We start from the raw sequence: 635 nt of genomic DNA, 5'->3' as shown, positions 1-635 counted from the left end.
TCGTCGAGCGCACAATCGCCTGGTACCACGGCATGCGACGCCTCCGCATCCGCTGGGAACGCCGCGACGACATCCACGAAGCGTTCCTCGGCCTGGCCACCTGCATCATCTGCTACCGACACATCAAAACCCTTTGTTAGGAACCCTTAGAGGTTCCGTGTGCTTTTGGGGCCATCCCCGCGATGGGTGGATTGTTGGGGCTGCGGGCCGGAAGTCAAGCCCGGCCTGGCGGCCGCCCCTTCGGGGTTTCAGGCTTGATCCGGCCCGCAGCCCCAGAGCGGCTTTGTATCGCGGGGATGGCCCGGAGTGGGCTGGCGGGTTCGCGGCTTGCGTTGCGGGGTGGCCGTTTTCGGGTCGGCCGGGGCTGATGGAGGTTTGGTTTCGGGGTGATCCGTCGCAGGGAGTGGGCCGTTGTGGGGATGGCGTGATTTCGCGGGAAAACGACCCTGGTCGCCGGACACGGTGCGCATGGCCGATGGCGGCGCGGTGGGTTTGGCAGTGGATGGGGGAGCCTGTCAAGTGGTTTGTGTAAATGACTTCGGTTCGGTCAGTTGAGGTAGGGGTCGAGTCGGTCGGGGAAGTGCAGTGCGAGGGCGCCGAGGGCTTGTTTCCATCCGTGGACGGTGGCGCCTTCG

General features: G+C 65.4%; 1 pseudogene. It reads left to right on the top strand.

The features are described 5' to 3' along the window. Positions 1-140 (top strand): annotated as a pseudogene (locus E1288_RS49735) (IS5/IS1182 family transposase); the annotation flags it as partial. Between the last annotated feature and the right edge of the window lie 495 nt (positions 141-635).

It is taken from the genome of Saccharopolyspora elongata (genome assembly GCF_004348985.1).
Taxonomy (GTDB): domain Bacteria; phylum Actinomycetota; class Actinomycetes; order Mycobacteriales; family Pseudonocardiaceae; genus Saccharopolyspora; species Saccharopolyspora elongata.
Note: the sequence above shows the minus strand (reverse complement) of the source record. Positions and strands in the feature narration are given on the sequence as shown.